The sequence below is a fragment of the Actinomadura physcomitrii genome, assembly GCF_008923205.2.
Lineage (GTDB): Bacteria > Actinomycetota > Actinomycetes > Streptosporangiales > Streptosporangiaceae > Spirillospora > Spirillospora physcomitrii.
The window spans coordinates 102,958-126,848 of record NZ_WBMS02000006.1 but is presented as its reverse complement, the minus strand read 5'-3'; the positions used below and the strand labels follow the sequence as shown (position 1 = coordinate 126,848).

At 71.3% G+C, this 23,891-nt stretch carries 27 protein-coding genes and 1 pseudogene; 8 read left to right on the top strand and 20 right to left on the bottom strand.

Annotated features, from left to right (window positions below):
* Positions 1 to 16 precede the first annotated feature (16 nt).
* Genes F8568_RS09800 through F8568_RS09790 form a run of 3 tightly spaced genes read right to left on the bottom strand, consistent with a single transcriptional unit; the run spans position 17 to position 3,698 of the window.
* Positions 17 to 1,051 (bottom strand): ferredoxin--NADP reductase, encoded by a 1,035-nt coding sequence (locus tag F8568_RS09800; protein WP_151593193.1) that lies wholly within the window; start codon positions 1,049 to 1,051, stop codon positions 17 to 19.
* Complete coding sequence (locus F8568_RS09795) at positions 1,048 to 2,832, bottom strand: FAD-binding protein (RefSeq protein WP_236008580.1); 1,785 nt, start codon at positions 2,830 to 2,832, stop codon at positions 1,048 to 1,050. The genes F8568_RS09800 and F8568_RS09795 overlap by 4 nt, the downstream gene beginning before the upstream one ends.
* A complete protein-coding gene (locus tag F8568_RS09790) occupies positions 2,829 to 3,698 on the bottom strand; it encodes an alpha/beta fold hydrolase (protein ID WP_151593192.1) in 870 nt (289 codons plus the stop codon). The genes F8568_RS09795 and F8568_RS09790 overlap by 4 nt, the downstream gene beginning before the upstream one ends.
* 236 nt (positions 3,699 to 3,934) lie before the next feature.
* Here F8568_RS09790 and F8568_RS09785 point away from each other — a divergent pair, with 236 nt between their 5' ends.
* Positions 3,935 to 4,534, top strand: coding sequence for a flavin reductase family protein (locus F8568_RS09785; protein ID WP_151593191.1), 600 nt, complete (start codon positions 3,935 to 3,937; stop codon positions 4,532 to 4,534).
* Between the two features lie 19 nt (positions 4,535 to 4,553).
* On the opposite strand, the gene F8568_RS09780 is transcribed toward F8568_RS09785, so the two are convergent.
* The 3 genes from F8568_RS09780 to F8568_RS09770 form a co-directional block, all read right to left on the bottom strand.
* Positions 4,554 to 5,447 (bottom strand): IclR family transcriptional regulator, encoded by an 894-nt coding sequence (locus tag F8568_RS09780; protein WP_151593190.1) that lies wholly within the window; start codon positions 5,445 to 5,447, stop codon positions 4,554 to 4,556.
* Positions 5,448 to 5,639: 192 nt separating this feature from the next.
* On the bottom strand, positions 5,640 to 6,692 hold the full coding sequence (locus F8568_RS09775) for a phosphotransferase (RefSeq protein WP_151593189.1): 1,053 nt from the start codon (positions 6,690 to 6,692) through the stop codon (positions 5,640 to 5,642).
* Positions 6,689 to 7,669 (bottom strand): DUF7064 domain-containing protein, encoded by a 981-nt coding sequence (locus tag F8568_RS09770; RefSeq protein WP_151593188.1) that lies wholly within the window; start codon positions 7,667 to 7,669, stop codon positions 6,689 to 6,691. The genes F8568_RS09775 and F8568_RS09770 overlap by 4 nt, the downstream gene beginning before the upstream one ends.
* A gap of 248 nt (positions 7,670 to 7,917) precedes the next feature.
* Here F8568_RS09770 and F8568_RS09765 point away from each other — a divergent pair, with 248 nt between their 5' ends.
* Complete coding sequence (locus tag F8568_RS09765; protein ID WP_160573563.1) at positions 7,918 to 8,562, top strand: Panacea domain-containing protein; 645 nt, start codon at positions 7,918 to 7,920, stop codon at positions 8,560 to 8,562.
* Between the two features lie 417 nt (positions 8,563 to 8,979).
* On the opposite strand, the gene F8568_RS09755 is transcribed toward F8568_RS09765, so the two are convergent.
* From F8568_RS09755 to F8568_RS09740, 4 genes and pseudogenes are all read right to left on the bottom strand, one after another.
* The gene (locus tag F8568_RS09755) at positions 8,980 to 9,783 is read right to left on the bottom strand and encodes a maleylpyruvate isomerase family mycothiol-dependent enzyme (protein ID WP_151593186.1); all 804 of its coding nucleotides are present in this window, start codon (positions 9,781 to 9,783) and stop codon (positions 8,980 to 8,982) included.
* A 97-nt stretch (positions 9,784 to 9,880) separates the two neighbouring features.
* Positions 9,881 to 10,439 (bottom strand): annotated as a pseudogene (fusA, locus tag F8568_RS09750) (elongation factor G); the annotation flags it as partial.
* Positions 10,387 to 10,596 (bottom strand): GTP-binding protein, encoded by a 210-nt coding sequence (locus tag F8568_RS47940; RefSeq protein ID WP_236008602.1) that lies wholly within the window; start codon positions 10,594 to 10,596, stop codon positions 10,387 to 10,389. The gene F8568_RS47940 and the pseudogene fusA, both read right to left, overlap by 53 nt.
* Before the next feature lie 174 nt (positions 10,597 to 10,770).
* Positions 10,771 to 11,595 carry an SCO6745 family protein gene (locus F8568_RS09740; RefSeq protein ID WP_151593184.1) on the bottom strand — a complete coding sequence of 275 codons (825 nt, stop codon included), beginning with the start codon at positions 11,593 to 11,595 and terminating at the stop codon, positions 10,771 to 10,773.
* Between the two features lie 193 nt (positions 11,596 to 11,788).
* Between F8568_RS09740 and F8568_RS09735 the strand changes: the two genes are divergently transcribed.
* Positions 11,789 to 13,075 carry a phosphodiester glycosidase family protein gene (locus F8568_RS09735; protein ID WP_202124734.1) on the top strand — a complete coding sequence of 429 codons (1,287 nt, stop codon included), beginning with the start codon at positions 11,789 to 11,791 and terminating at the stop codon, positions 13,073 to 13,075.
* On the opposite strand, the gene F8568_RS09730 is transcribed toward F8568_RS09735, so the two are convergent.
* The 4 genes from F8568_RS09730 to F8568_RS09715 form a co-directional block, all read right to left on the bottom strand.
* Positions 13,072 to 13,875 (bottom strand): VOC family protein, encoded by an 804-nt coding sequence (locus tag F8568_RS09730; RefSeq protein WP_151593183.1) that lies wholly within the window; start codon positions 13,873 to 13,875, stop codon positions 13,072 to 13,074. The two genes, F8568_RS09735 and F8568_RS09730, sit on opposite strands and share 4 nt — an antisense overlap.
* 2 nt (positions 13,876 to 13,877) lie before the next feature.
* On the bottom strand, positions 13,878 to 14,675 hold the full coding sequence (locus F8568_RS09725; protein WP_151593182.1) for a VOC family protein: 798 nt from the start codon (positions 14,673 to 14,675) through the stop codon (positions 13,878 to 13,880).
* Between the two features lie 117 nt (positions 14,676 to 14,792).
* Positions 14,793 to 15,350, bottom strand: coding sequence for a hypothetical protein (locus F8568_RS09720; protein ID WP_328600801.1), 558 nt, complete (start codon positions 15,348 to 15,350; stop codon positions 14,793 to 14,795).
* A gap of 39 nt (positions 15,351 to 15,389) precedes the next feature.
* The gene (locus tag F8568_RS09715) at positions 15,390 to 16,643 is read right to left on the bottom strand and encodes an alpha/beta hydrolase (RefSeq protein WP_151593181.1); all 1,254 of its coding nucleotides are present in this window, start codon (positions 16,641 to 16,643) and stop codon (positions 15,390 to 15,392) included.
* Positions 16,644 to 16,936: 293 nt separating this feature from the next.
* Here F8568_RS09715 and F8568_RS09710 point away from each other — a divergent pair, with 293 nt between their 5' ends.
* The gene (locus tag F8568_RS09710; protein ID WP_160573561.1) at positions 16,937 to 17,479 is read left to right on the top strand and encodes an NUDIX domain-containing protein; all 543 of its coding nucleotides are present in this window, start codon (positions 16,937 to 16,939) and stop codon (positions 17,477 to 17,479) included.
* Positions 17,480 to 17,689: 210 nt separating this feature from the next.
* Here the strand turns inward: F8568_RS09710 and F8568_RS09705 are convergent, their stop codons facing one another.
* Complete coding sequence (locus tag F8568_RS09705) at positions 17,690 to 18,004, bottom strand: hypothetical protein (RefSeq protein ID WP_151593179.1); 315 nt, start codon at positions 18,002 to 18,004, stop codon at positions 17,690 to 17,692.
* A complete protein-coding gene (locus tag F8568_RS09700) occupies positions 18,001 to 18,237 on the bottom strand; it encodes a hypothetical protein (RefSeq protein ID WP_160573560.1) in 237 nt (78 codons plus the stop codon). Before F8568_RS09700 ends, F8568_RS09705 begins: the two co-directional genes overlap by 4 nt.
* Before the next feature lie 164 nt (positions 18,238 to 18,401).
* Here F8568_RS09700 and F8568_RS09695 point away from each other — a divergent pair, with 164 nt between their 5' ends.
* From F8568_RS09695 to F8568_RS09685, 3 genes are all read left to right on the top strand, one after another.
* A complete protein-coding gene (locus tag F8568_RS09695) occupies positions 18,402 to 19,199 on the top strand; it encodes a helix-turn-helix domain-containing protein (RefSeq protein ID WP_151593177.1) in 798 nt (265 codons plus the stop codon).
* 14 nt (positions 19,200 to 19,213) lie between these two features.
* Positions 19,214 to 19,399 (top strand): DUF397 domain-containing protein, encoded by a 186-nt coding sequence (locus F8568_RS09690; protein ID WP_407924465.1) that lies wholly within the window; start codon positions 19,214 to 19,216, stop codon positions 19,397 to 19,399.
* Between the two features lie 126 nt (positions 19,400 to 19,525).
* Complete coding sequence (locus F8568_RS09685) at positions 19,526 to 19,837, top strand: NUDIX domain-containing protein (protein ID WP_151593175.1); 312 nt, start codon at positions 19,526 to 19,528, stop codon at positions 19,835 to 19,837.
* Positions 19,838 to 19,877: 40 nt separating this feature from the next.
* Here the strand turns inward: F8568_RS09685 and F8568_RS47930 are convergent, their stop codons facing one another.
* The 4 genes from F8568_RS47930 to F8568_RS09665 form a co-directional block, all read right to left on the bottom strand.
* A complete protein-coding gene (locus F8568_RS47930; RefSeq protein ID WP_151593174.1) occupies positions 19,878 to 21,044 on the bottom strand; it encodes a protein kinase domain-containing protein in 1,167 nt (388 codons plus the stop codon).
* A 133-nt stretch (positions 21,045 to 21,177) separates the two neighbouring features.
* Positions 21,178 to 21,675, bottom strand: a complete 498-nt coding sequence (locus F8568_RS09675; RefSeq protein ID WP_160573558.1) for a hypothetical protein — start codon at positions 21,673 to 21,675, stop codon at positions 21,178 to 21,180.
* Between the two features lie 158 nt (positions 21,676 to 21,833).
* Entirely contained in the window at positions 21,834 to 22,643 is an 810-nt protein-coding gene (locus tag F8568_RS09670) for a TIGR03557 family F420-dependent LLM class oxidoreductase (protein WP_236008579.1), read from the bottom strand.
* Positions 22,644 to 22,694: 51 nt separating this feature from the next.
* Complete coding sequence (locus tag F8568_RS09665) at positions 22,695 to 23,231, bottom strand: ferritin-like domain-containing protein (RefSeq protein ID WP_151593173.1); 537 nt, start codon at positions 23,229 to 23,231, stop codon at positions 22,695 to 22,697.
* A gap of 270 nt (positions 23,232 to 23,501) precedes the next feature.
* Here F8568_RS09665 and F8568_RS09660 point away from each other — a divergent pair, with 270 nt between their 5' ends.
* Complete coding sequence (locus tag F8568_RS09660; RefSeq protein WP_151593172.1) at positions 23,502 to 23,786, top strand: hypothetical protein; 285 nt, start codon at positions 23,502 to 23,504, stop codon at positions 23,784 to 23,786.
* Positions 23,787 to 23,891: the final 105 nt, after the last annotated feature.

Genomic DNA, 23,891 nt, shown 5'->3' with positions numbered 1-23,891 from the left:
TCCTCCGATGTGTCCGTCAGCCGTCGTAGCTGATCCTGAGCCGGTCGCTGACCGGCCTCGCCTGGCAGGCGAGGATGAGGCCGTCGGCGAGATCCCGCTCGTCGAGGACCGAGTTGGCGTCGAGCGCGACCTCCCCCTCCAGGGCCACGCAGGCGCAGGCGGAGCAGTTGCCCTCCCGGCAGGAGAACGGCGCGTCGACGCCGGCCCGCAGCAGCGCGTCCAGCAGCCGCTGCGAGCGCGGCCACGGCACCGTCCGGGTCTCCCCGTCGAGCTCCACCTCGACCTCGGCGGCGTCCGTCTCGCCGGTCTCGCCGACTTCTTTCGGCTCGGGCGCGTCCGGTTCCTCGAACGGGTCGCCGGTCAGCGAGAAGAAGCGCTCGACGTTCACCCGCATGCCGAGGCCGGTCAGCGCCGCCTCCGCCATGTCCATGAACACGCCCGGCCCGCACACGAACGCCTCCCGGCCGGTGAAGTGCCGGGCGAGCGAGTGGAACGCGGCGGGCGTCGGCAGGCCCTGCACCGACTCCAGCCAGTGCACGACCGTCAGCCGCTCGCCGTGCTCCTCGGTGAGCCCGCGCAGCTCCGCGGCGAAGATCACCGAGCGTTCGTCGCGGTTGGCGTACAGCAGCGTGACGGTGCCGGTGCCGCCCGCGAGGACCGACTTGAGGATCGACATCACCGGGGTGATGCCGCTGCCGCCCGCGACGAGCAGCAGGTCCTCGTCCAGGGAGCGCGGGGTGAACGCGCCGGCCGGCCGCAGCACCTCCAGCACGTCGCCCGCCGCGACGTTGTCGCAGATCCAGTTGGACCCGATCCCCTCGGCGACCCGCTTCACCGTCACCTTCAGCCGCTCGTCGCAGACCGGCGAGCTGCACAGCGAGTACGAGCGCGCGACCCAGCCGTCGCCGGCGGGCACCCGGACCGTGAGGAACTGGCCGGGCCGGTAGGCGAACCGGCCCTCCTCGCCCTCCGCCGGTTCCAGGACGAGCGAGTTCGCGTCGGGCGTCTCCCGGACGACCTCGACGACGCGCGCCTTGAGCGATGCGGTCATGCCCGTCCCGACGCCGCGTCCCCGCCTGCCTTGTCCCCGTCCGTCTCGTCCCCGCCCGCGGTGCCGAGACCGGCGGCGTGCCGGGCCGCTATGTAGCCGAACACGATGGACGGGCCGATGGTCGCGCCGGGGCCGGCGTACTCGTTGCCCATCACCGACGCCGACGAGTTGCCCGTGACGTACAGGCCGTCGATCACCGAGCCGTCCTGGCGCAGGACGCGGGCGTGCTCGTCGGAGACGAGGCCGCCCTTGGTGCCGAGGTCGCCGACCTCCAGCCGGAACGCGTAGTACGGCGCGGTCTCCAGCGGGTCGAGGTTCGGGTTCTTCAGGTTCGGGTCGCCGTAGTAGCGGTCGTAGGCGGAGTCGCCGCGGCCGAAGTCGGGGTCCTTGCCGTCGCGGGCGTGGCGGTTGAACGTGCTGACGGTCTCCTTCAGCGCGTCCGCCGGAACGCCGATCTTGTCCGCCAGCTCCTCCAGGCTGTCCGCCTTGAACGCGATGCCCTTGTCGTAGAACGCCTTCGGGATCGGCGCGCCCGGCAGGATCTGCGCGAACGGGTAGCGGGCGCGGGCCTTGGCGTCCATCACGAAGAAGGCGGGGACGTGCCCGCCCTCCAGCTGGTCGTGGACGAAGTTGACGTACGGGGCCGCCTCGTTGGTGAACCGCCTGCCTTCGGCGTTCACGATGACCTGCCGCGGGATGGCGCGCTCGGACACCAGCGGGATCACGGCGCCGAGCGGGTGCCGGACGGCCGGCATCCACCACGCGTCGTCCATCAGGTCGACCGCGGCGCCGAGGCCCTCACCGAGCCGGATCCCGTCGCCGGTGTTCTCGCGGGCGCCCATGGCGAAGTCCTCGTGGCCGCCCTTGGGCAGGTACTTGTCCCGCATGTCCTGGTTGTGGTCGAACCCGCCGGTCGCCAGGAGGACGCCCTTGCGCCCGCGGATCCGCAGCGTCTCGCCGTCACGGGTCCGCGCGACGATGCCGACCACGCGGCCGTCGCCGTCGGTGACCAGCTCGGTCATCGCCGTCGTCAGCCACAGCGGGACGCCCGCGTCCTTCAGCGCCATCCGCATCCGCGCGACGAGCGCGCGCCCGCCGGTCGCCATGTGCCGGCGCCGCACCATGTTGGACGACACGCGCCACGCCGCGACCAGCGACGCGCGCCGGCCCGCCCACGTCCGCTTGGCCATCGCGAGGTCGTGGTAGTCCTTCGCGGTCACCCAGAGCCCGAGCGGGCCCTTCATGTTGTTCGGCCGCTGGTACCGCTCGTCCTCGCCGAGCTTGCGGGTGTCGAACGGCTTGGCCTCGATGGACCGGCCGAGCGGCCGCCCGCCCTCCAGCTCGGGGTGGTAGTCGGCGTAGCCCTTCGTCCAGAAGAACTTCATCCACCTGCTGCGGCAGATGAGCTCCATCGCGGCGGGGCCGTTGTCGACGTAGGCGTCGAGCCGGGCCGCCGGGACACGCCCCTCGGTGAGCAGGTCGAGGTAGCGGCGGATCGACGCGCGGCTGTCGTCGTGGCCGCGCGCCTTCAGCGTCGGGTTGTTCGGAATCCAGATCCCGCCGCCGGACAGCGCGGTCGACCCGCCGAACTTCTTGCCCTTCTCGATGATCAGCGGCTTCAGCCCGGCGTCGTGCGCGGTGAGCGCGGCGGCCATGCCGCCTCCGCCGCTGCCGACGATGACGAGGTCGTACTCGCCGTCCCAGCCGGCCTCCCCGCCGCTCATGCCCTGCCCGTCCGAGGGGGGACGACCCCCCACGCCCCCCGGTTCGCCGACGCTCATGCCTCGTCCTTGCGAGTCAGAAAGGCCAGCACCGCGCTCTCCCACGCCGCCTTCTGCTCGATCATCACCCAGTGCCCGCAGTTCGGGAAGATGGTGACCTGCACGTTCGGGATCGTCCGCATCGGGACGAGCATCATGTCGACGGGGCTGACCCGGTCGTCGCGTCCCCAGGTGATGAGGGTCTCGGCCTTCAGCTTGTGGAGCATCGCCCAGTAGGGCGGCTCGGGCGAGCGGGCCTGCGCCTTGAAGCTCGCGGTCATCGCGGCCGTGGAGTACATGCGGCGCGCGGAGGCGAGGGTGTCGGGGTCGGTCGCCTGCCGCCAGCGCTCCTCGATCAGCTCCTCCGTGACCACCTTCGGGTTGAACACCATGGACTGCAGCCACCGGACCAGGCGTTCGCGGGTCGGGTCGTCGGTGAACTCCATCAGCAGCTTGATGCCCTCGCCGGGGCCGGGGCTGACGAGGTTGCGGCCGATCCCGCCGATGGTGACCAGCCGCCGCACCCGGTCGGGGTGCGCCAGGGCCAGCTGGGTGCCGACGATGCCGCCCATCGAGTTGCCGATCACGTCGACCTGCCCGAGGCCGAGCCCGTCCAAAAAGCGCAGCGCGGCGCCGGACGCGGCGGCCATCGGGTGCTCGTCGGTCGGGTCGCTCACGCCGAAGCCGGGGAACTCCAGCACCAGGCAGCGAAAGTGCTCGGCGAACCGCGCGAGGTTGCCGCGGAAGTTGCGCCAGCCCGTCACGCCGGGGCCCGAGCCGTGCAGCATCAGCAGGGGCGGGCCGTCGCCGGCCTCGTGGTAGCGCAGGACGCCCTGGTCCGTGGCGAGTTCGCGCAGCGTCGACTCGTAGGTCAGCTCCGTGGGCATGTTCTCAGTCCTTCTGGGTGGCTTGCCGGAAACCTAACGGGCGTTTGGTTGATACCGTCCAGTGCACTCCCGATCAGCGGGACGTTCGCCGGAGGGACGCCGTGGCGGCCCACTTGACGGCGCGTGCGGCAGGGCCTTCCACTCATTGGGATGCGGGGGCGCGCGCGGCGCCGCGCGTGCCTACGTTCCCGTCCATCGAGACCGGCGACAGCGCCCCACAGCCGCGAGGTGACCCCATGCCAGCAGAGCCAGCGCTCACCGCGGAGACCGGCGGGCTCGCAGAGCCCGCGGACTCCCCCGACCCCCTGCAGTTCCGGCGGGCGATGGCGGAGTTCGCGACCGGCGTCACCGTGGTGACCGCGCTCGACGGGGACGAGCCCGTCGGGTTCGCCTGCCAGTCGTTCGCGTCGGTGTCGCTCGAGCCGCCGCTGATCCTGTTCTGCGCGGACCGGCGCGGCCGGTCGTGGCCCCGGATCCGCTCCGCCGGGCGGTTCTGCGTGAACGTCCTCGGCGAGGAGCAGGCCGACCTGTGCGCGCGGTTCGGGTCGAGCCGCGGCCTGAAGTACGAGGGGCTCGACTGGGACCTGTCCCCGCACGGCACCCCGCAGCTCCGCGACGTCCTGCTGAACGTGCACGCGGCCGTGCACGCCGTGCACGAGGCCGGCGACCACGACGTGGTGATCGGCCGGGTGCTGTCGGTCCGGGTGCACGAGGCGCCGGGCGGGGTGTGGCGGCGCCCGATGCTGTTCTTCCGCAGCCGGTTCGGCGTGCACCCGCCGGAGGTGCCGTTCGCCCCGGACCCGTGGGGCGAGGGCGACCGCTGGGGCTGGGGCTGAGCTCACCCGGACCCGCGGGTCACATCCAGTCGCCGCGGCCGTCCACGGCGAGCAGCCGGTTCATGGTGGCGGTGGACCAGGTGTGCTCCGGCACCGGGCGGTCGGCGTGCGGGCGGCGGGTCCGGCCGCCGCGTCCCGCCGCGGCGGAACCGGGGAACAGCACCTGCGCGGTCTCGCGCGCGGCGGTGACGACGAGGGGCGCGACGTTCTCCAGCGGCGTGTGGATGTCGCCGACCAGGGAGAGCCCGGCGACCGGGCCTTCCGCGCCGCGGATCGCGGCGGCCACGCAGGCGATGCCGGGGAACGACTCGCCGCGCTCGAACGCCAGGCCGCGGCGCTGCCGGACGCGGTGCAGCTCCTGGTGCAGGGTGCCGAGCTCGCCGATGGTGCGGCTGGTCAGCCGGGTGATGCCGGTGCCGAGCAGCGCGTCCACCTGCTCGGGCTCCAGCCAGGCGAGCATCGCCTTGCCGAGCGCGGTGGAGTGCGCGGGGGCGCGGCCGCCGACCCGGGACGGCACGGAGGAGGCGAGCCGCCCGCCGAGCTTGTCCAGGTAGAAGACCTCGGCGCCGTCCAGCACCGCGAGGTGCGCGACGAGGCCGGTGGTGACCTGCAGCTCGTGCAGGTACGGCGCGGCGGCCTCGCGGATCTTGCCGTGCCCGCCGTCCTGCCCGCCGAGGCCGAGCGCGCGCTGCCCGAGGCCGTAGCCGAAGGTGTGGTGGGCGAGCCACCGCTGCCGGACGAGCTGGTCGAGGATCCGGTGCGCGGTGGAGCGCGGCAGCCCGGTGCGGCGGGCCACGTCCTCCAGCGTGAGCCGGGCCGAGGGCCCGTTGAAGGCGTCGAGGATCAGCGTCATCCGCTCGATCATCGACGGCGGCGCATCGCGCCGCGCGGGCGCGGCCGTGGTCTCGGTCATCGCACCTCCCGGAACACGACTGAAATGAATTCTTGTTATGGAATCTAGCAAGTCCAGGCGTAGACCGGAAGGGGTCGCGTCAGGCCAGCTCACGCATAGGCAGCGGGCGCCGGATCGCGGCGCCGACGCCGGCGGGGCTGCAAGTAGAACGTTTTTCTGTCGAGAGAGGACGAGGGGCGCCGCGGCGGACGGTCACAGCAGCGACGCGGCGTCGAGGTCGAGGGCGTGGTGGGCGTGCCTGGTGGTCATCGTGCAGAACATCTCGTCGCCCCGCTCGGTGCGCTCGACCAGCATCGACGCGCCGATCGCCATGACGATGCCCTGGAAGGCGTGCCGGCGGTAGCCGTCCCAGCAGTCGTCCCAGGTCAGCCCGATCCCGCGCGCGGTGAGCGCGGCGTGGTAGCGGCCGACGAGCGCGCGCTCGTGCTCGCGCCGCGCCTCGACGGGCAGGCTGGAGCCGAGGAAGTACGCGAGGTCGGCGGCGCCCGGCCCGTACGCGCAGGTCTGCCAGTCCAGGACGACCGGGCGCGGCCCGCCGAACAGCAGGTTGTCGGCGCGGAAGTCGCCGTGCATCAGGGTGGACGCGCCGTCCCGCGCGGCGAGGTAGCCGCCCATCGCCGGCAGGAAGTCCTCGATCAGGCCGATGACCTCGGGTTCCAGCCGTGCCGCGTACCGCTCCTTGAAGCCCTCGTACAGGCCGGTCACCATCGCGGCGGTGAACTCGGCGGCCTCGGCGCTGTGCCGGTTCAGCCAGGGCAGCGCGGCGAGTTCCGGATCGTCCCACCCGGCGGCGTGCAGGGCGGCCATCTCGTCGACCGCGGCGGCGGCCTCGTCCGGCGAGACGCCCGCGAGCTGGTCGCCCGGCCGCGCGGGCGCGAGGTCCTGCAGCAGCACGACGTAGTCGTCCTTCTCGGCCTCGTAGGCGGAGAAGTAGCAGGCGGGCACGCTCGCGTCGAGGCCGCCCGCGATGCCCGCGTAGAAGCTCGCCTCCACCTCGTAGGTGCGGATCGCGCGGGCCGCCGCGCGGCTCGCCTCGTCCGCCGCCGGGACCTTGGCGATCATCGTGGCGGGCAGCCCGACCGGGCCGTCGTAGGTGAGGCGCAGGCGCAGGCTGTCGGAGACCTGGCCGGTGCCGACCGGCTCGGCGCCGACGGCGGTGACCGACGCACCGTCCAGGTCCCGCGCGAGCGCCTCGGTCAGCCAGCCGGCGGTCAGCTCGGCGCCGCCGCCGACCGCCCCGGTCACTGCGCGCCGCCTTCGGCGAGGTAGGACCAGCCGTGGTCCGGCCAGCCGGGCGGCTGGTGCCATTCCGTCCAGCCGTGGCCGGTGCGGCCGTCCTCGGCGTCGAAGCGGCAGAGCGCGCGCGGGAAGTGCGCGATCCGGCCGTCCGGCGAGACGACGGCGACGGGCGCGAACGCCAGCGGCGCCGCGGTCATCGCGGCGCCCGGCACCCGCAGGTGCGACGACGCGGGCAGGCCGTCCGCCGCGAACCGGGTCTCGGCGGAGAAGCCGTCGCGGTGCTCGATCTCGCCGCCCGGCGGCACCGCGAACGACGGCCACGGGATCGCGAACCCGATGTTGGCCTGCATGCAGTGGAAGAACGTGCCGTCGCCGAGCCGCCCGGACGACCAGAGCCACGACGTCTTCCACCAGTCGCGCTCGCCCCAGCTGTGATCGCGCTCCCCTGACGCGCTGATCTCGATCGTCTCGTCCCCGACCGTGACGGTGCCGGACACCGTGCACGGGATCTCGTAGCGCGGGATGTCCTTGTAGGGGTAGACGCCGCTGACGGTGTCCCACCGCAGGTCGAACGCGAGGCGCGTCGTCTCCGCGCCGGACGTGTCGCCGTAGGCGGCGGTGGGGTCGGGCAGGACCGCGGCCTCCCCGTCCAGCCCGATCGTCACCGGCCCGAACGGCTCGGCGATGGTCTGCGTCGCGTCGTACGTGCCGGTGTGCACGCCGGTCGTGCCCGGCTTCGGCAGCGGCGCGTCGTTGTCGGCGATCAGGACGAGCGGGCGGTCCTTCCCGGTGACGCACGCCCAGTACCAGGCGCGGTCCCAGTTCGGGTACAGGCCGAGCCGCGCGTACCCGGCGACGGACCCGTCCGGCGCGGCGAAGTCGAAGTAGTAGGACTCGTTCCACAGCACCTCGGGCCCGGGCTCGTGCAGACCCTCGTCCGCGGGCGTCAACCGCCAGGTGCCGTGATCAATGATCTTCGCCATGGGCATTGGTCCTCCGGAGGCGGAGCGGTGACCGGGGGCGGGACCGCTGCCCACTGAGTGTTCACGACCGTCGATCAGCGTTCAAGAGATGTTCACGTTGATCCATCGCCGCTTCCGATTGCGCTTCGAAATCAACTTGCTACGATAAGCGACGACACCATGACAGTCGGAGAGCGACGAGATATAGTCGAATATATGTTCGATGGCGCGAGGTGGCGATGACGGGGGCGGGGCCTACACTGGTCGTCGTGACGGCTTCTGCGCCGCTGCGCGGCCCTGCGGCGGCCGTCGCCTACCTGTTGGCGGCGGCCCGCGCCAACGGTATGCGCATGAACCGCACCAAACTGACGAAGCTGCTCTACCTCGCCGATCTTCGGGCCGTCGAGCGGGGACTCCCGCCCGGGTCGGGTCTCGAATGGCGCTGGCGGCACTACGGACCGCACAGCCTCCGCCTGAAGGAAGTCGAACGCGACCTGCGCGAGGCGGGGCACGTCCAGGTTGAAGAGAGCGTCGACCCGTACAACGGCTACTGCGAGTACGCGATCCACCTGATGGACGCGCCCCAGACGGTCATCGACGCGGAGTTCACCGAGATCATCAATGCGGTGCTCGCCGACTTCGGCGAGTGGTCCGCCGGCCAGCTCCGCGATCTGACGTACCAGACTCCCCCCATGCAGGAAGCCGTGCGGGGCGGTAGGCGTGAGGTTCGCCTCGACCTCGCCGGTGGTCCGCCGTTCCCCGACCTCGGCCCCGGCCTGACCCGGTTGCGCCGCTGGGCGGCCGACAATCCGGTTCCCGACGACGAACCCGGTGGCGTCGAGGATCTGGTGGAGGAGAGCGACCACCTGTCCGGACATCGCGCCGACGCGACCCGCTGGCTTCTGGAGGAGTAGTGCCAGGACCCTACGTGGCCGGCGGCGTCTATCTCGTCTCCGACAAGGCCCTGCGCTTGATCCCCGAGGAACAGCGAGTCGTTCATGACGAGCGCCGTCCCATCGTGGTGGTGACCGGCGGCGAGTCCAACGGCGATCCGGAGTGGCCGTTCGTGCTCGCCTGCCCCATCTCCGGCTCGACCAAGCGCCGGACCCGCTTCGACGTCCAGCTGAGCGTGGGCCAGGGCGGCGTCGGCAAGAAGTGCTGGATCCGGATCCCCGCAGTCCAACCCCTCATGAAGACCGTTCTGGTAAGACCGAAGCGGAACGTTGGACGAAGGGGTTCTGACACAGGTGCAGGGACGCCTTGCCCAGTACCTCGGCCTCCTGGACTGAGCAGTCCGAGGCACCGGCCTGTGCGCGTGCGGCGCCGGCAGGTCACGGGGTGAGGGCCATGCCGGACAGTACTCGGCCGGCCAGCTCTGCGTCGCCCTTGACCTGGACGTTCACCGCGTCCGGTCCGCACCGTCCGGCGGCGAGCCGAACGTAGCACTCCCAGTCCATGTCCAGCTCGGCCGTCGCCGCGTCCGGCACCTCGCCCGCGAACGCGCCGTGCCCCTCGCCGTCCACCAGCACGGCCACCCGGTGCTCGACCGGGCCGCCGATCCGGAACAGCACCGACTGCCCCGGGCGCGCGCCCGCCTTGCGCGCGACGACCAGCGGCAGCCCCTGGGCGAGGATGTCCCAGAAGCAGTTCGCGGCCGGCGCGTCGAGGTTGCCCGGACGGCCGACCGCCCGGCGCACGTCCTGCTCGTGCGTCCAGCAGTCCATCGCGCGGAACGCCATGAACAGCGCGTACGTGCCGCGCTTCCCGTTCGGCAGCCGGGTCTGCTCGTCCGGGTCCAGGCTCGGCAGCTGGGCGAGGCGGCGCTCCAGCACGTCCGCCAGCTCGGCCGCGACCCGCGGCCCGGGGACGGACCGCCGCGCGTGCACACCGGCCTCCAGCATCCGCCCGAAGTCGTTGCGGACGTGGCCGAACTCGGGGACCTCGACCTCGGGCGCGGGGTCGCCGACCAGCGCCGCCTCGACCGAGACCAGGTGGGAGAACTGGTCCTTGACGGTCCAGCCCGGGCACTCGGTCGGGCGGTCCCACTCCGGCGCGCCGAGCGTCGCGGCGAGCGCGAGCGAGGAGCGGACGGTCTGCTCGTACGCGGCGACGTTCCCGCGCATCTCTTCATTCATCCCGGCGTCCTTCGGCAAGGGGGACAAGGCGCCCTCAATGTACCGAGACGGCCCGGCCGCGCCGGCCGCACGGGCGGGGCCCGTGCGGCCGGGCGGGTCAGGCGGAGGCCACCACCTTGGCGGCCACGCCGGGCGGGACCTCGGCGTAGCAGTCGAACTGCATCGAGTGCACCGCGCGGCCCGAGGTGGCGCCGCGCAGGTGGCCGACGTAGCCGAACATCTCCGCGAGCGGGACGAGGGCGCGGACGACCTCGGCGCCGCCCTGCGGGCGAGTGCCCTCGACCCGGCCGCGGCGCGCGTTGAGGTCGCCGATGACCGCGCCCATGCGCTCGGCGGGCGTGGTGACCTCGACGGCCATCACCGGTTCGAGCAGCGCGGGCGACGCACGGCGGACCGCCTCCTTTGAAGGCCAGCGAACCGGCGATCGAGAAGGCGAGCTCGGACGAGTCGATCGGGTGGTGGTCGCCGTCGAGCAGGGTGACGCGCACGCCCGTCATGGGGAAGCCGGCGAGCGGGCCGGTCCGCATGGCGTCCTGGCACCCGTCGTCCACGGACGGCACGAAATGCCGCGGGACGCGCCCGCCGGTCACCTGGTTGACGAACTCATAATGCCCCTCGATCGGCTCGATGGAGAGCTTGACCTTCGCGAACTGCCCCTGCCGCGGAGGTGATGGTGATCCCGCGTTCGCGTTCCTGGTTCGTCCAGTCGAGGGCGGTATTGCCGTCGTGCACTTCCCCGATGCGGTGCGAGACGCCGGTGAAGTAGAGGATCCGCTCGGCGGTCGTGGTCTTTCCGGCGTCGATGTGCGCCATGATCCCGATGTTGCGAACGGTCGTCAGGTCAAGGAAGGTCGCGGTCATCGGGGATCACTCCTTTTCTGGCTCTCGCCGGGCAGCGCCGCGGAAATGTTCCGCGGCCGCGCGACGATAACCGCGGGCCCGGAATCGGCGCCAAGGGTTTTCCGCCGTTTCCGGGCCCCGGAGCGGTCAGCGCGCGGGGTTGAGCAGCCCCGCGGAGACGACGGAGCGGCCGAACGGGCGGGCCAGTTCGGCGAGGCGCTCGCAGCCGTCCTCGCCGAGGGCGGCGTAGGCGGGCAGCGCGAGCTCGTCGGTGCGGTCCTCGATCCGCTGCCGGAACGCCTTGCCCTCGGCGGACAGCTCGTCGCCGTCGAGGAGGCCGCGGGCGCGCAGCGCCTCCTCCGTCGCGGCCCACTCGTCGGCGGGCCAGGCGCGGGTGGCCTTGAGGAACGGCGTCGGGATGGTGCCGGTGGCGGCGTGCAGGACGAGGGCCTCGAGCGGCGCGACGCCCGCGTCCGTCAGCGCGGCCACGTGCCCGTCGCCGCGGAACTCGCGCAGCAGGGTCTGGGCGTGCCAGAGCCGGTCGATCGGCTCGTCCGGCCAGGGCAGGGCGGCGTGCGCGGCGAACAGGGGGCGGCCGTGCAGGTGGTCGCAGGCGGCCTCGGCGGCGCGTTCGGCGAGGCCGAGGGTCTCTTCGAGGCCGTCGACGCGGTCGATGCCGGCGCGGCGCAGCGCGGCGCCGGCCGCGTCCCGCCGGGCGGCGAGCACCTGCTCCGGCGACGCCTTGTCCCAGGCGGCGGGCAGGGCGGCGCGGACGAGTCCGGGATGGAAGTTGTAGAAGGTCGCGATGACGAGCTCGGCGGACGCCCGGCCGAACGCGGCGGACCGGGAGGCGAAGTAGCCGGCCGCGCCGTCCAGGCCGAGCGCGGCGTAGCGCTCGGGTCCCTCCGGCACGAAGTAGATCATGCCGTGCACCGGTTCCAGCCGGCGCCAAGCCTCGCGCGCTGCCCGCATCGTCCACCCTCCGTACCGACCAGTAGGAATTCGAACGTAATTCTAGTTTCCGGCGCCCGTCAATCCCCCCGGCTCCCCCGGCTCCCCCTCCGAGCAGGAAGATCATTGACGAAAGTTCGCACCACCGGCACCACCGGTTCACCCTCGCCGCGCCATGATCATCGAGCTGTCCGAGCGGAGAAGGGTGGTACCGGTGGTGAGGACGCGGACGGTCGCCGTCGCGGCGGTCATGAGCACGGCGGTCATGGTCATGGGCACGGCGCTGCCGGCGGGAGCCGCACCGGCTCCCCCGGCCGCCGACGGCGCCGGATCCGGCGAGCGGTCCACCGCCCGCGCGATGCCGCGCGCGGCGGCGGTCGGGGACCTGCGCTACACCTCGGCGCTGCCGCTGTCGCCCGGGGTCGTCGCGCGGACGTTCGAGACGTCCGGGATCGGCGGGAAGGCGGTCGGCGACCTGCTCGACGTCGACCTGCGCGCGCCGCACGTCCGGGTCGGCCTGCTGCACCCGCCCGCGATCGCGCAGCGCGCGACCGTGTCGGCCATGGCGAACGCCCAGCACGCGGTCGCGGGCGTCAACGGCGACTTCTTCAACATCAGCGAGACCCACGCGGGCGTGCCGCCGACCGGCTCGTCGTCGGGGCCGGAGGTGGACGGGGGCCGGGCGCTGAAGGCGGCCGTGCCGGACGGCCAGCGGTTCGGGCCCGCGCTGCCGCCCGGGACGTCCGCCCGCGACGTGATCGGCGTCGGCGCCGACCGCCGCGGGCACGTCGCGAGCCTGCGCCTGGCCGGGACGGTCCGCTCCCGGCTCGGCACGCTGGAACTCGGCGGCCTCAACCAGTACGCGCTGCCCGTCGGCGGCGTCGGCGCGTTCACCAGCGACTGGGGCGCGGTGTCGCGGCAGCGCGCGGTCTGCGGCACCGACGACGCCCGCAACGACCCGTGCAGCACCGGCACCGCGGAGGTGGCGGTGCGGCGCGGCGTCGTCACGGACGTGACGGACACGGTGGGCGCGGGCGCGATCCCCAAGGGCACGACGGTGCTCGTCGGACGCGACGCGGGCGCCGCCGCGCTGCTGAAGCTGCACAAGGGCGACCGGGTGAAGGTCCGCTACCGGCTCACCGGCGACGTGCGGTTCCGGTTCGCGGTGGGCGGCTTCCCGATCCTGCGCGGCGGCCGCCCGCTGGACGGCCTGGACGCGGCCGGTCCCGCGCCGCGCACCGCCGCCGGCGTGAGCCGCGACGGCCGCCACCTGTACCTCGTCGTGGTGGACGGGCGGTCGGAGGCCAGCGGCGGGCTGACGGTCTCCGAGCTGGCGTCGCTGCTGGCGCGGGCCGGCGCGTCCGCCGGGGTGAACCTCGACGGCGGCGGGTCGTCCGCCTTCGTGGCGCGCGGGCCCGGCGAGCCGGCGGCGACGGTCCGCAACGTCCCGTCCGACGGGGCCGAGCGCGCGGTCGCGAACGGCATCGGCGTGTTCTCCTAAGGGGAGCCGCCGGGGCCGGTGGCGATCCTCGGGGTGATGACGGCGAGGCGGGCGCCGGTCGGGTCGGTCAACATCGAGTAGCGGCCCGGCTGGATGTCGGCGGGCGGGATGCGGACGGTCGCGCCGAGATCGGCGGCCCGGGCGGCGGTCGCGTCGCAGTCGTCCACCCAGAAATACGGGATCCAGTGCGCCGGGTAGTGCGGCGGCCAGGTGTCGTCCATGGACACCATGCCGCTGACCGACCAGTCGCCCAGCTTCCAGTTCGTGTAGACCGAGCCGAAGTAGACGCGGTCCACCGCCTCCCAGCCGAACACCGCGCCGTAGAAGCGCCGCGCCCGCTCGACGTCGCGGGACGCGAGCTCGGCCCAGCACATCGTGAGCGGGCGGTCGACGGCGCCGAACTTGATCTCGTTGCCCGGCGTAGTGATGCCGAAGTCCGCGCCCTCCGGGTCCATGCACAGCGCCATCGAGCCGAGCCCGGCGTAGTCCATCGGCGAGATCAACTCCCGCCCGCCGCCGGCCTTCACCGCCTCGATCGTCGTCCGGAAGTCCTCCACCTTGAAGTAGCAGGTCCACGACGGCGGCTGCGCGTCGTCGGCGAGCGACTGCATCCCGGCGACCGCCGGGCCCTGCACGTCGTCGAGCGTGAACACGGTGTAGTCGCCGTAGCCGGGGACGGTCAGCGTGTAGGAGTACCACCCGAACAGCTCGCGGTAGAACGTCAGCGCGGTCTCCGGGTGCGGGCTGCCCAGGTCGATCCAGCTCGGCCGGCCGGGTGCGAGTTTGATCGCCTCGGGCATCGTCAGGCCTCCGGTGGGCCGCCGCCCGGCGCGATCACGGCCAGCCGGGCGCCGGCGGGATCGGCCAGCACCGAGTACCGGCCCGGCTGGATGTCGGTGGGCGGGAGGAGGACGCGGCCGCCGAGCTCGGCCGTCCTGGCCGCGATGGCGTCGCAGTCGCCGACCCAGAAGTACGGAATCCAGTGCGGCTCGGCCTCGTACCCGTTCTCGCGGAGATGGTCGAGGTCGACGATGCCGCCGAACGACCGGTCCCCCAGTTTCAGGTTCGTGTACGGCGAGTAGTACCGGCGCTCGGCCGCCTGCCAGCCGAAGACCTTGCCGTAGAAGCGGCGCGCCTGGCCGACGTCGTGGCAGGCCAGCTCCACCCAGCACATCGCGCCCGGCTCGTCGACGACGCCCGCGCCCTTGAGGCGGCCCGGCACCCAGAGCGCGAAGCCGGCGCCCTCCGGGTCGACGCACAGCGCCATCTCGCCGAGGTCGGCGATGCGGACGGGCTGCATCAGCTCGTGCCCGCCCTCGGCCCTGACCGCGTCGATCGAGGCCTGGATGTCATCGGTGTCGAAGTACACCGACCAGGACGGCGGCTGCGCGTCGTCGGCGAGCTGCTGCATCCCGGCGACCTCCGGCCCCTGGACGCCGCCCTGCGTGAAGACGTCGTAGTCGCCGTACTCCGGGACGGTCAGCGTGTAGCAGGACCACCCGAACAGGCTGCCGTAGAACTCTCGGGACGCCTTCGCGTCGGGGCTCGCGAGTTCCGCCCAGGACGGTCGTCCGGGCGCGTGTCCGGTCACCTCCGGCATGGGCCGGCCTTCTGAGCGCACATGCCCACCACGCTATGGGCGGAAATGCCATCGTCGCGGACGCGGCAACGCCGGAATACCCCAACAACCACCCAAAATTGCGCCAACCCGGCGACTTTAGACGCTCACCACGTCCTGCAGCAGACCCCACACGAAATGCGCCACATAGGACGATCCGTCGGGCGCGGTGAAGCCGACGTGCCAGCGGCTCGGCGCGTCGCCGTCCTGGTGCGCGAGCCCGTCCCAGCGGGCGGCGAGGTCGCCGACGACGCAGCTCCACGGGACGAGGTCGTCGACGGTGCGCAGCGCCGGCACCGGCGATCCCGGGTCCCGGACGAGCCACTCCTGCGCGACCGACCCGTCCGGCGCCATCGTGATCTCGAACCGGAGGCCGGGCCACAGCGGGAACGGCGGCCACGACGCCACCTCGCACACGACGTCGCCGACGCGCCGCTCACCGGCGTCCGCCGGCGGGCCGAGGACCGCCTCGTAGCGGCGCCGCCCGCGCGGGAACGTCCGGGACCGCAGGATCCGCTGCCAGCGCGCGTTGACCTCGCGCATCTCGGTGCGCGTGCCGTCCAGCGCGCGCACCGCGTCCTCGACGAGGCCGGGCTGGTAGTCCGCCATCCGGCGCAACAGCACGAGCTGGAACTCGCGCCGCGCCAACCCCTTCACCCGCGCCACGCTACCGCGGCCCGGGCGGGCCCCACGCGATCAGATCTTCTTGGCGCCGATCGCCGCCATGATGGTGGGCCAGCTGAGGTCCACCTCGCGGCGCCAGTACTTCCAGTTGTGCATGCCCGGCCCGTACAGGTGGGCGGTGACGGGGACGCCGGCCCGCTTCGCGGCGTTCACGAAGTTGACGTTCATCTGCCCGGCGAGGTCCTCGCCGACCCGTCCCGCGTTGCCGGGAGGCGTGTTGGGGTCGTCGTAGGGGCCGGGCTTGCCGTTGCCGGACGAGACGTACACGCCGATGCCCTTGAGCTTGCCGACGTTGGCGGTCGCGTCGTGGGATTCCCAGTTCGACCGGTTCAGGATCGGGTCGCCCCAGATCGCGGTGGTGTTGTTCATCACCGTCAGCACCGCGGGCATGCCGGGCGCGCTGATGTTGAGGGGGCCGCTGTAGGCCGCGGCGTACTTGAACATCCCCTGGTGGCGCTCGGCGTAGGTGATGGAGCCCTGCCCGCCGGACGACAGGCCGACCGCGGCGCGCGAGGATCCGGCGTGGAAATTGTGCTCCATCAGCGGGATGACCTCGGAGATGTGGAAGCTCTCCCATTCCGGGATGCCGCCCTTGCCGCCGTTCCACCAGTTGCTGTACGAGCCGTTCGAGCCGCCTTCGGGCATGACGACCATCGCGTTGTAGTTCTTCGCGACGTTCTCGATGTGGCCGTCGTGGCTCCAGGACGTGTACTTGTTGTTGCCGCCGTGGTAGGCGTACACGACCGGGTAGGTCGCGGTGCCGCTCGCCTTCCAGCCCTTGGGGACGAACACCCGCGTCTGCACGACCGCGCCGAGCGCCGGGGAGGCGATGCTGACGTCGAACTCCTGCGCGTTGACCTTCTTCACCGCGGTGATGGTCGCGCCGTCGGGGGCCTTGGCGTACTTGCCGTCGCCGGTGCCGGGGGGCAGGTGCGGCTTCTCGCCGTGCGAGCCGGTGTTCTTGTCGGGGTCGTTCGAGGCGGGCGAGCCGCCGGTGCCGAAGGGGTTCTCGCCCTTGGCGAGCGGGACGTCCGGGACCTTGATCGGCTTGGACGGCGAGGTGCTCGGCGAGGGCGACCCGGTGACCTGCGACGGCTGGGTCGGCGGCCCGAAGGAGGGGATCGGCTGCGCGTTGCCGGCGGACTGCGGCTTGCCCTTCGGCACCCCGACCCCGGCCTGCGCGAGCCCGACCATGACGGCGGGCAGGATCACGGCCGCCGCCGCCGTCCCGGCGATGGCGATCTTCCTGTCGGTTCGCTTCTTCATGACTCCCCAGCCGATCAGACCCGAGCCGGACCGCACGCCAGCCCCGGCCTTGCGCTCACTCGCCCGAAGAAACTACTGTCCCGGCAGTCACATTCGCAAGTATTGACAAAGAATACAATAAAACTCCCGCGTTCCGGCCATACCGAAAACCGGGCACCTTTGGGCCCGTATGCACCACCCCCACCACCGGCCCGATCGGCGCCGGGACCATCGGCGAGCAGGCCGGTAGTGGACTGCCCCCTGCGATGCGCCCGCGCAACGGCGAGCATGGTACGGGCGAGGGGGTCCTTGACGTGATCGAGCATCCGGCGCCCGAGGTCGTCTCGTCCCGCGCCGTGTACGAGAATCCGTGGATCTCCGTCCGCGAGGACCGCGTGATCCACACGTCCGGCGAACCCGGCCTGATCGGCCTCGTCACGATGACGGACGGCGTCACGATCCTGCCGATCGCGGCGGACGGCCGGGTGTTCCTGGTCCGCGAGTACAAGTACGGGCTGGGCGGACCGTCGATCGAGCTGGTCAGCGGCGGCCTCGACGACGGCGAGGCACCGGTCGCGGCGGCCAGGCGCGAGCTCGCGGAGGAACTCGGGCTGACCGCGCGCGAATGGATCGACTGCGGCCACGTCGACCCGTTCACGGCCATCGTCCGGTGCCGCAACCACCTGTTCATCGCCCGCGACCTGACCGAGGGCGAGGCCGCACCGGAACCGACCGAGCACATCGAGCCGCTGGTCATGCGGTTCGACGAGGCGCTGGAGATGGCCCTCGACGGCACGATCACGCACTCCGCGACGTGCTGCCTCCTGATGCGCGCCCGCCTCCGCTCGCTCGCCTGACGACGGGCCGGGGTCATCGCCGGGATATCTCCAGGAGGCGCTGGCGGAGAGTGAAGCCATCGGTCGCTCTGACGAACAGGCCGCTGCCACGCACGGCCATCCAGATCGGGCGTTCCGGGTCGGCGATGATCCCCCAGGACGGGAATTCCGCTCTCAGTGCGGCCAGATAGGCAGCCGGGTCGGGACACCAGGTCCCGGGGCGGGGGGCCTTCAATCGGGGGCTCCCAGGTATCCCTTGATCATCACCAGGGCGTCGGTGATGCGCTCGGTCTCGGCGATCGGCTGCTGCCAGGACGTGAAGTACCAGTAGCGCCCGCTGTCCGCCTGGTACGGACGGCAGGTGATCGTGTCGCCGGCCGTCTTCTGATTGGCGCAGCACCCGGCCCTGGACATGTTCCGGACGATCAGACCGCCGGCCACGGTCTCGACCGCGAAGCCGTGTGCCTTGAGGTGCATAGCGAGGGCCTGGAGTCGTACGTACGACTCGACGCCCGCGGTGTGCTCGTGGTGGTCGGAGATGCTCACGGCTGCCTCCGGATGGACTCGGCGAGCGCGATCCTCTCGGCGAGACGCGTCTGGGCGTCGCAGAGCAGCCAGAGTTCGCCCTCGTCAAGGGCCTGCACCTCCGGCAGGCAGCCGTTGAGCAGTTGGTAGTCGGTCAGGCGGTCGAGGCGACGCGCCACGAATCCGTTGCCCATGGCCTCGCCGTACCAGCCCGGCCCGAACGGCATGTGCCCGTTTTTCGGTGAATCGGCCACTATCGTCCTGCAACTCATCCAAGAAACCTCGTGTCGGAGTTGACGAAATGCTGTGACCACATTCACACCGTGAGTTATGGTCCGGTAGTAACCGCAGGACACCCCCGGTCAAGCGGAGCGAGATCAACTCAATCAAGCCGCCTGGTTACCCCTCGGAGGCCCTCATGGCTGAGAACCAAGCTCGCGTCTTCTTCGGCGAAGAACTCCGCCGCATGCGCGAGAACGCGAAGCTCACCGGCAAGGAACTCGCTGACGCGCTCGGCTGCACGCCGCAATGGATCAGCACGATGGAGAGCGGCCGCAAGGCATCCGAGCAGAGCGCCATAGACCTCGACACCTACTTCAAGACGGACGGCCACTACCACCGCCTGTGGAAGCTCGCCAAGAAGGTCGAGGTTCAGTTCATCCTTCCGCCCGGCTTCGCGGAGTACTTGGAGTACGAGAAGAGGGCTACGTCCTACCGCATCTTCTGCGGGCAGCTAGTCAACGGTCTCTTCCAGACCGAAAGCTACACGCGCGCCATCATTACCACGACCGACAGAGGAAACGCTTCGGAGCTGACGGCGCAACGCATGGAGCGACAGTCCGTTCTCACGCGCGAGAACACGCCTCATGCCTGGCTGGTTTTGGATGAGGCCGCGCTACGGCGCACGGTCGGGAGCCCCGAGATCATGCGTGAGCAACTTAATTCGCTGATCAAGGCGTCCGAACGACTCAACACCATGGTTCAAGTCGTGCCAAACAACTCCGGCTATCATGCGGGGCTCGAGGGCAGCTTCACAATACTTGGATTTGATGAAGAACCAGACCTCGCATACACCGAGTCGGCAGGCGAAGGCCTGTTGATCGAGAAGCCTTCCAGGGTCAGAGACAAAGTCGTACGCTGGGACCTGCTCCGCGGCCACGCGCTACCCGTCGAGGAGTCGCGGACCTTGATTAAGACCATATTGGAGGAGCTATGACTCATAGGCCCAGCGTGCGATGGCGCAAGAGCAGCTACAGCGGCCATAGCGGCGGTGACTGCGTCGAGGTGGCCAACCTTGCATCGGTGGTCGGGGTGCGGGACAGCAAGGATCCTGAGGGGCCGGAGTTGGCGTTCGATGCGGCGGCCTGGCGGGTGTTCGCGCGGGAGGTCAAGGGCGGCGAGCACGACCTGGCCTGACAGCCCCCGCGCGCGGCGTCGCGAGCCTCGGCCGCCCGCCGGTCGGGGCTCGCGGTCGTTGACCGGCGCGGCCGCTCCGGCCAACGCGCCACCCAGCGATGCCGGTAGCAGCCCCCTCAGAAGACGCTGGTCCGTCCGCCGAGCCGGGAGATCGGCGAGGCCCCCGAAATCTGTGTCGAACGGGAAGTGCAAGAGGAGCTCGGTCTCACCGTCAAGGTCGAGTCCATCATCGACACGTGGGTGTATGAGATCACGCCGATGAGGCACGTCTTCATCGTCACGTACGGAGCACACTATTCAGGGACGGAGACGGCGCGCAGTTCCCACGAGCACAAGGCCCTCTCCATCGTCCCCTTCGAAGACGCTCAGCGCCTCCGCATGCCGGAGCAGTACAAGACCTCCATGCGAAGGTGGCTCGCACGGACCAGAACCATGTGACGGCGAACCCGGCCTGATCGGCCTCGCCTGACGTCCCCCGTCAGAGAGGCGTGATGTTCTCCGCGGCCGGGCCGCGCTTCATCTGGACGACCGTGAAGCGGACCCGCTGGCCGTCGCTCAGCGTGCGGTAGCCGTCCATGAGGATGTTGGAGTAGTGCGCGAACACGTCGGGCCCTGGGCCGTCCGGCGTGATGAAGCCGTAGCCCTTCTCCTCGTTCCACCATTTGACCCGGCCGGTCACGTACTCGCCGGCCTGGCCGGTTTCCGGTACGCCCGCCTGCTGGGCGAGGTCGGGCTTCGCCGCGCCCCCGAGCGCTTCGCCCGACGCGGCAGCTTGCTTCTGCGAAGTCAGCCCGGCCTCGGAGGCGGATGGAAGCAGAGGCGCGGCGGAGACGATGAGTTCGAGGACCTTCCGGGCATTGGCGCTGGAAATCCGGCGGTCGGGATCCTTCGCGAGAAGCATGCCGACGAGGTCGTCCCAGAAGTACGGGATTCCGGCACGGATCGAACCCGGTGCGGGCGGCGGCGTTCGGACGTGGTCGAGCAGGATGGTGACGACCTTCCCGGTGAAGGGCGGCCGGCCCGTCAGCAGCTCGAAGAGCGTGCAGCCGAGCGAGTACAGGTCGCTGCGGTGGTCGACGTCCCGGTCCTCGACCTGCTCGGGTGACATGTAGGCGGGCGTGCCGATGACGACGCCGGACGCGGTGATCCGGGTGTAGTCGGCGGCCTCCGCGTACGCGGCGATGCCGAAGTCGACCAGCTTGATCGCACCGCGCGCCGTCAGCATGATGTTCTGCGGTTTCAGGTCGCGGTGGTAGACGCCCGCCTCGTGCGCCTCGATGAGCGCGTCGCAGATCTGCACGCCCCACCGGGCCACGTCGCCATGGTCCTGCGGGCCGTGCTCCCGGACGCGCCTGCCGAGGTCGGTGCCGGTGATGAACTCGGTGACGATGTAGTCGCGGTTCGCCGTGTCGTCGCGGCCGTAGTCGTGGACGGCGGCCACATGCGGGCCCGTCAGCTTCGCCGCGGCCCGCGCCTCGCGCCGCAGCCGCGCGGCCGCCTCGGGCGCCGCGTTGAGACCGGCGATGACCTTCACCGCCACAACGCGGTCCAGTGTCTGGTCGTAGGCTCGCCAGACCTGCCCCATCCCGCCCGCGCCGACCAGCTCGTCCAGCCGGTACCTGCCCCCGAGAACCTCGGCCGCCATCCGCCCCCGCCCTGCTTCCGCGTTTCGCGCATGATATCGGGCGAAAATGCCGGATCGCCGTGTAAGCAGAGGCTTGCGGAAGACCCGGGCGGCGCGGGGCCGCCCGGGTCTCGGGGATGTCAGTTCTCGGCGGTCACTGGGAGAAGACGTAGGTGGCCGTGAGGGTGACGGACTGCACCAGGCAGAACCCGCCCGTCGCCGAGACCTTCTGGTTGCTGAAGGTGACGGTGGCCGGGAGCGTGTCGCCGCCGGAGTAGGTGCCGTTGATGGTGCCGCCGTAGGTGCAGCCGAGGGCCTCGACCGAGAAACCGCTGATACTGGCGTTGCCGCCGCCCAGGCTGCCGCTCCACGGCAGGTCCTGCGGCTCGACACCGACGGGGCAGCCGGAGATGCCCGCGGACGTGACCGTGAGCGAGCCGTCGGCGGCGAGGTCGCCGCTGAGGGTGGATCCGCTGCAGGTCACTGCGGTGCCCGCGTCGATCGTCATGTTGCCGGACAGGGTGGCGGTGTAGGGGCCGGCCGTCCACGCCAGGGCGGGGGCGGCGGTGGCGGCGACGGCGATGGCGGTGGCCGCGGCGGACGTGGAGACCATGGCGGCGATCTTCTTGATGCGGGACAAGGGAGCCCTCATTTCGGGGACGTTCGGGCGTCGCGCCTGCACCCGGAGGGGCGGGGGGGATCCGCGACCCGGGACGCCCGATCCGCTCATGTCGGGTGGGCGGTCGGGAGCACCGCGGCGTCGGGGAGCGGTGTCCGGAAACCGTCGCGCCACTCGACATCGGTGACCGGTCACCTAGGTAGAACGCGTTCTAGTGAGAACGTAGACAGCGACCGGGAACCCGTCAATACCCGGATCCGGATTCTCAGGCCACGGCGGGGTCGTCGCAGGAAAAGGCGGCACTCGAAGGAACCTAACGGACGGTAGTCGCGACGGGCGCGCCGGCGGCGTCGTGCGCGAGGTAGACCACGCCCTGGCCGCCCATGCCGAGCCGGCCGGCCAGCCGGTAGGCCCACGTCGCCGACGGGCTGGTCGGAGATGAGCAGGTCGGCGTGCTGTGCGGCCAGCCGCCCGGCGCGCGCGCCGAACGCGGCCATCCCGATCGGGACGGGCCGGTCCGGGACGTCCCACAGCTTCGCCGAGTCGACGCGGTAGTGCTCGCCTTCATAGTTGACGTAGTCGCCGGAGAAGAGGGCCCGGATGATCTCGACGGCCTCGGCGAACATCGCGTGCCGGACGTCCGCCGAGGGCCAGCCGCGCCCGACGACGTGCTCGTTCAGGTTCTCGCCCGCGCCCAGGCCGAGCGTGAACCGGCCGTCCGAGAGGATCCCGACGGTGGCGGCCTTCTGCGCCACCACTGCCGGGTGGTATCGCATGATCGGGCAGGTCACGAACGTCATCAGCGGGATGCGGTGCGTCGCCTGGGCGAGGGCGCCGAGCACCGACCACGCGTAGGCCGAGTGCCCCTGGGCCTCCAGCCACGGGAAGTAGTGATCGGAGATGACGGAGTAGTCGAAGCCGGCGTCCTCCGCCTCGACGAGGTCGGTGACGAGCTGTTTGGGCGGTGTCTGCTCGCAGAGCAGGGTGTATCCGAATTCCATGACGGCTCCGGTACCCGCGGGAACGCGCCCAATCGCCGGAACGCCCCGCGCTCAGTTGCCGAGCAGGTCCATGAGGTCGTCGGCGTGCTCCTCTTCCTCGGCGAGGATCTCCTCCATGATGCGGCGCGTGGTGACGTCCCCGTCGCCGAGCCACCGGATGATCTCCTGGTAGGACTCGATGACGATCCGCTCGGCGACCAGGTTCTCCTCGAGCATCCCCCTGAGGTCGCCGTCCGCGAAGGTCTCGTAGGTCGTGTGCGAGCGCTTCCCCAGTGTCTCGGGGTTGAAGTCGGGGTCGCCGCCGAGCTGGCTGATCCGCTCCGCGGCGCGCATCGCGTGCTCGCGCTCCTCGTCGGCGTGCTCGGTGAACTCGGCGGCGACCTGCGCGCGGTCGATGCCGGTCGCGCTGATCGCGTGCTGCGCGTAGCGCATCCAGCAGACGATCTCGGTGGCGAGCACGTCGTTGAGGACGCCGATGACCTCCTCGGGGCTGCGCTTGTAGCCGGACGTCACCGGGCCGTCGGCCATCTTCTGCCGGGCGCGCTGACGGATCTGCGCCACGTCGATGCTGAAACTGCTGTCAGCCATGCCTCTCCTCCTGCTCTGCGCGGATGGTTCTTCCCCTACCCAAACCCCGATCTCCACACCTGCAAGGGCCGGATGGCAATACGGCGGTACGGCGACGGTGACGGGAGGGCCGCGAGAGGGAGACGCAACACCCTGAGTGACCGAACCACTACTTGGACACGGTCAGTCACGCGTGCTATACGTAGAGCTATCCGTCACGACCTGTGGCGGGAAAGGGACATCCGGGCTCCACCTTGAGATCCGGGCGTGACAAGGAAGAAAAGGAACCACATGAAGTCCTTCAGCTACACCGAGCTGGACGCGCTGGCCGGCGAGGTCCTGCCGGAGCGCGCCGTGCTGTCCACCCTCCTCGTCGGTGGCGGCGAGAACGACAACGACAACCTCAACTTCAACCACGGCGGCGGCCACGACGGCGGCACGACCGCGGTCGTGCCGAACTGCCAGAGCGCCATCAACCACTCGCAGGGCGGCCTCATCGGCGCGCTGGGTCTCAGCTCCGAGAACCCCAACTCGTCGTTCACCTGCGCCAGCAGCACGGTGGTCTCGGGTCACTGATCCGAGTCGATGCGTCAAGCGGGCTCCGGCCCGATGGGGAAGGGCTGGCGTTCTCCCGCCGGCCCTTCCCCCCTTTTCCGTATATCTCTGACGACCTGTTAGGCG